Raw genomic sequence first — 3935 nt, forward strand, 5'->3', positions numbered from 1 at the left:
CAGGTGGTCTTGGTGGTCGGACGGATGCCGACGATTTCCACTTCTTCCTGGACCTTGACGATACCGCGCTCGACACGACCGGTTACCACGGTGCCGCGGCCGGAGATCGAGAACACGTCTTCGATCGGCATCAGGAACGGCTGATCGATGGCACGAACCGGCTCGGGGATGTAGGAGTCCAGGGTTTCCACCAGCTTGCGCACGGCGGAAACGCCCATCTCGTTGTCGTCCTGGCCGTTCAGGGCCATCAGCGCGGAACCGATCACGATCGGAGTGTCGTCGCCCGGGAAGTCGTAGGTGTTCAGCAGGTCGCGAACTTCCATCTCGACCAGTTCCAGCAGCTCGGCGTCGTCAACCATGTCGGCCTTGTTCAGGAACACGACGATGTAGGGAACGCCTACCTGACGGGACAGCAGGATGTGCTCGCGGGTCTGCGGCATGGGGCCGTCGGCAGCCGAGCAAACCAGGATCGCGCCGTCCATCTGGGCAGCACCGGTGATCATGTTCTTCACGTAGTCGGCGTGGCCCGGGCAGTCTACGTGAGCGTAGTGGCGTACCGGCGAGTCGTATTCGACGTGCGAAGTGTTGATGGTGATACCACGGGCTTTCTCTTCCGGCGCGTTGTCGATCTGGTCGAAGGCGCGAGCGGAGCCACCCCAGGTCTCGGAGCAGACCTTGGTCAGAGCAGCGGTCAGAGTGGTCTTACCGTGGTCGACGTGGCCGATGGTGCCAACGTTGACGTGCGGTTTGTTACGTTCAAACTTCTCTTTAGCCATTTTGACCGTCTCCCACTAGGAATTGAGAAAGCCGTATCACCGATAAAACAAAGGCAGATACTTTCATATCTGCCTTTGTTAAGTGGAGCTCATGAGCGGATTTGAACCGCTGACCTCACCCTTACCAAGGGTGTGCTCTACCAGCTGAGCTACATGAGCAAACATAAGCAGCAAGTCTGGAGCGGGTAGCGGGAATCGAACCCGCATCATCAGCTTGGAAGGCTGAGGTTCTACCACTGAACTATACCCGCGGAGCCTGACGCTCACGCTTGAAACTGGTGGAGGGGGAAGGATTCGAACCTTCGAAGTCTGAGACGTCAGATTTACAGTCTGATCCCTTTGGCCGCTCGGGAACCCCTCCGAGTGAGGCGGCATTCTACAGCCTGCCACCGCGTTGTCAACAGTTTTTTCTTTAAAAACTTGAGCTTAGCTCTTCGACAACGACTTCGTGAAATTCCCCTTTCAGGTCCCCCCTACGAAGCGGGCGCCATTCTATGCAAACTATTCGGCGGTTGCAACGCTTTTGCATGGCATTGTTTGCCTTTGCAATTCCGGGAAGTCCACGAGCAGTTGGCGCAGCAGGCTATCGTCCGCCAGGCGCCGGCTCTCGGGAGCGATCTGCACCCAGAAATCATGACGATTGCGCCCCAGCTCCCGCACCAGGGCATCGTACCCGGCGGTCTTCAGGCGCTCGACGACCGCGTTGGCCGAATCCTCGTTCTGGAAGATCCCCAGGGAAATGCCATCGGCGAGGTCGCCCTCGGTGATGATGTAGCTATCGATCTTGCGCGCCTGCAGCTCACGCAGTTGCCAGAGCGAAGCCTGGCGCGAGGCCAACGGCGGCAGGTAGACCCAGTAGTCGGTTCCGGCGGCGGCGTCGATCTTCTGCCGGCTCACATGCACGTCGAGACTGGTGAGGCGCTGCTCGAGCGCCTTGGCCCGGTTCTCGTCGGAGAAGGGACCGAAATAGAGGCATGCGCTCTCCTGCGCCGGCGGCGCCCCGGCCATCTCCGACTGACGCCGCTGCGCGGACTCCGGCGACTCGCTGAGCAGGCGAATGTTCTTCTGCTCGCCGCGGTACAGGCTCAGGGGCGCGATTTCTTTCGCCCGCAAGGGCGTCTGCTGCTGATGCCAGATGAAGTAGAAGGCGTTCAGCACCAGGAGGAACAGAAAGAACCAACGCATGAGGGGTATTACTCCAGCGGGCAGGCGATGGCCAGGCCGGTAAAGACCAGGTCGGGAAGGATTCGCGCCTGGGGCAGCTCATCCCTGACCAGCTCGGCATCTCCGCCGGTGAGGAACACGGCGCAGTCGCCGCCGAGCAGCTCGCAGGCCAACTGATATTGCTCGCGCACGAAACCGCGCAGCATCAACAGGCAGCCCCGCTCCACCGCTTCCGCGGTCTCGCGCCCCGGCGAGAGCCCCTGCAAGGCTTCGCGAGCCGCCGCGTCGTCGTAACGGATACGCCGGGTATGGGTGCGCAGTTGGCTGCGCATCAACGGCATGCCCGGGCAGATATAGCCCCCCAGGTGCTGCCCGGCGGCGTCCACCAGGTCGGAGGTCACCGCGGTGCCCAGGTCGAGCACCAGGCACGCACCACCCGCCAGCTTGTAGCCAGCCACCAGAGCCACCCAGCGATCCAGGCCGAGGCGCTGGTAGTCGCGATAGCCATTGCGGACACCGGCCAGGACCTCGGCCGGCTGCGCGATGCTCGCGCCTATGCCGAAAGCCTCGCTCAACGCCTGCACGAGCGACGCCGTTTCCTGTTCGCTGCGCACGCTGACCAGACGGCAATGACGAAGCGCGAGCCCCTCGCAGCCGCGCAGCCGCTCGAGCAGCGCAGCATCGGAATCCGCGACGCCGGAGGCAACGGCCGCCAACCCGGCGGAGCGGATCACCCGCCATTTGATCAGGCTATTGCCACAGTCCAGTTCAAGAATCATCAGACAACCTCAGACTCAACTCGCCCCCGCTGAAGCGGCTTTCCACGCCATCGACCTCGAGGCGCAACGCCCCCTGCTCGTCGATCCCCAAGGCGCGGCCGACGATGTGCTTGGCCGCGGTCGAAAGCACGACTTCGCGCCCCTGCCACAGGTGGAAGGACTCCCACTCCCGCTGGCTGGCCGCAAAGCCCTGCTCGCGATGACGGGCCAGGTGCCACTCCAATTCCCGGCTCAGCGCGGCGAGCAGTTCGTTGCGATCCACCGGGCGCCCCGCAGCTTCGCGCAAGGACGTCCAGGGCTGGTCGATGCCTTCCGCGGCACGCATGTTCACATTGATGCCTATGCCAATGGCCACGCTGCACAGGTCTGCAGGGTCGCCGGTCAACTCCAGGAGAATGCCGGCCAGCTTCTTGCCATCGAGCAGAATGTCGTTCGGCCACTTCAGGCCGACACCGGCGATGCCGAGCGACTGGATGGCGCGTACCACGGCAAGGCCGACGACCAGACTCAGCCCTTCCAGCTCCTTGGGCCCTCCCCTCACGGAGATGCCCAGGGTGCAATAGAGGTTGGCGCCGAACGGACTCACCCAGGCGCGCCCGCGCCGCCCCCTTCCCGCCGTCTGCCGCTCGGCCACCACGGCGAAGGGCGTGGCGGCGCCGGCATCCAGGCGGCGCATGACTTCGGCATTGGTCGAATCGACCGAGAACAGCACGTCCAGAGGCCAGGGCGCCCGGACCTGTTGCGGATCGATGGCCACCAACGGCTCGGCCAGGCGATAGCCACGGCCGCGCACGGATTGCACCTCCAGCCCGAACTCGCTCTCCAGGCCCTGCAGGCGTTTCCAGACGGCACTACGGCTGACACCCAGCGCCGCCCCCAGCTCCTCGCCGGAATGGAATCGTCCATCGCCCAGTAGTTTCAGCAATGTCTGCATATCGCGTCCCGCCACAATAAGGCACGCATGATATAGAGGCGCTTTCCGCTTGCCTATGCAGTAGCGGCGAGCGAAATGACAGGAGATGCCTTTGTAGCCCGCGATTCGCGCGCAGGGCGCGCTCCTACAGGGGAACGCCACGGGTGGGGCGGCGTAGGAGCGGATCTCATCCGCGAATCGCGCCGGGACCGCCGGCTATCGCGGACAAGGTCCGCTCCTACGGGTGCAGGTCCCGCATAGGATGGTGGCGTCGGCGGGACGCGTAGGATGGCGTTGAGCGAA

At 63.6% G+C, this 3935-nt stretch carries 4 protein-coding genes and 3 tRNA genes; all 7 read right to left on the bottom strand.

Features of this window, described 5'->3' with window-relative positions:
- On the bottom strand, window positions 1–776 hold a 776-nt coding region (locus tag RN02_RS29475; RefSeq protein ID WP_043312460.1), incomplete at its 3' end, for an elongation factor Tu.
- A gap of 83 nt (window positions 777–859) precedes the next feature.
- Window positions 860–935, bottom strand: a tRNA-Thr gene (locus RN02_RS29480).
- 18 nt (window positions 936–953) lie between these two features.
- Window positions 954–1027, bottom strand: a tRNA-Gly gene (locus RN02_RS29485).
- A gap of 25 nt (window positions 1028–1052) precedes the next feature.
- Window positions 1053–1137, bottom strand: a tRNA-Tyr gene (locus RN02_RS29490).
- Window positions 1138–1277: 140 nt separating this feature from the next.
- The gene (locus RN02_RS29495; RefSeq protein WP_043318881.1) at window positions 1278–1961 is read right to left on the bottom strand and encodes an SPOR domain-containing protein; all 684 of its coding nucleotides are present in this window, start codon (window positions 1959–1961) and stop codon (window positions 1278–1280) included.
- Window positions 1962–1969: 8 nt separating this feature from the next.
- On the bottom strand, window positions 1970–2719 hold the full coding sequence (locus RN02_RS29500; RefSeq protein ID WP_043318883.1) for a pantothenate kinase: 750 nt from the start codon (window positions 2717–2719) through the stop codon (window positions 1970–1972).
- Entirely contained in the window at window positions 2709–3653 is a 945-nt protein-coding gene (gene birA / locus RN02_RS29505) for a bifunctional biotin--[acetyl-CoA-carboxylase] ligase/biotin operon repressor BirA (protein ID WP_043318886.1), read from the bottom strand. Before birA ends, RN02_RS29500 begins: the two co-directional genes overlap by 11 nt.
- Window positions 3654–3935: the final 282 nt, after the last annotated feature.

Source organism: Pseudomonas sp. PI1 (genome assembly GCF_000812405.1).
GTDB lineage: Bacteria > Pseudomonadota > Gammaproteobacteria > Pseudomonadales > Pseudomonadaceae > Pseudomonas > Pseudomonas citronellolis.

Coding starts and splice junctions, on each gene's coding strand:
- birA (WP_043318886.1), bottom strand. CDS start 3,653: ATGCAGACATTGCTGAAACTACTGGGCGATGGACGATTCCATTCCGGC.
- RN02_RS29495 (WP_043318881.1), bottom strand. CDS start 1,961: ATGCGTTGGTTCTTTCTGTTCCTCCTGGTGCTGAACGCCTTCTACTTC.
- RN02_RS29500 (WP_043318883.1), bottom strand. CDS start 2,719: ATGATTCTTGAACTGGACTGTGGCAATAGCCTGATCAAATGGCGGGTG.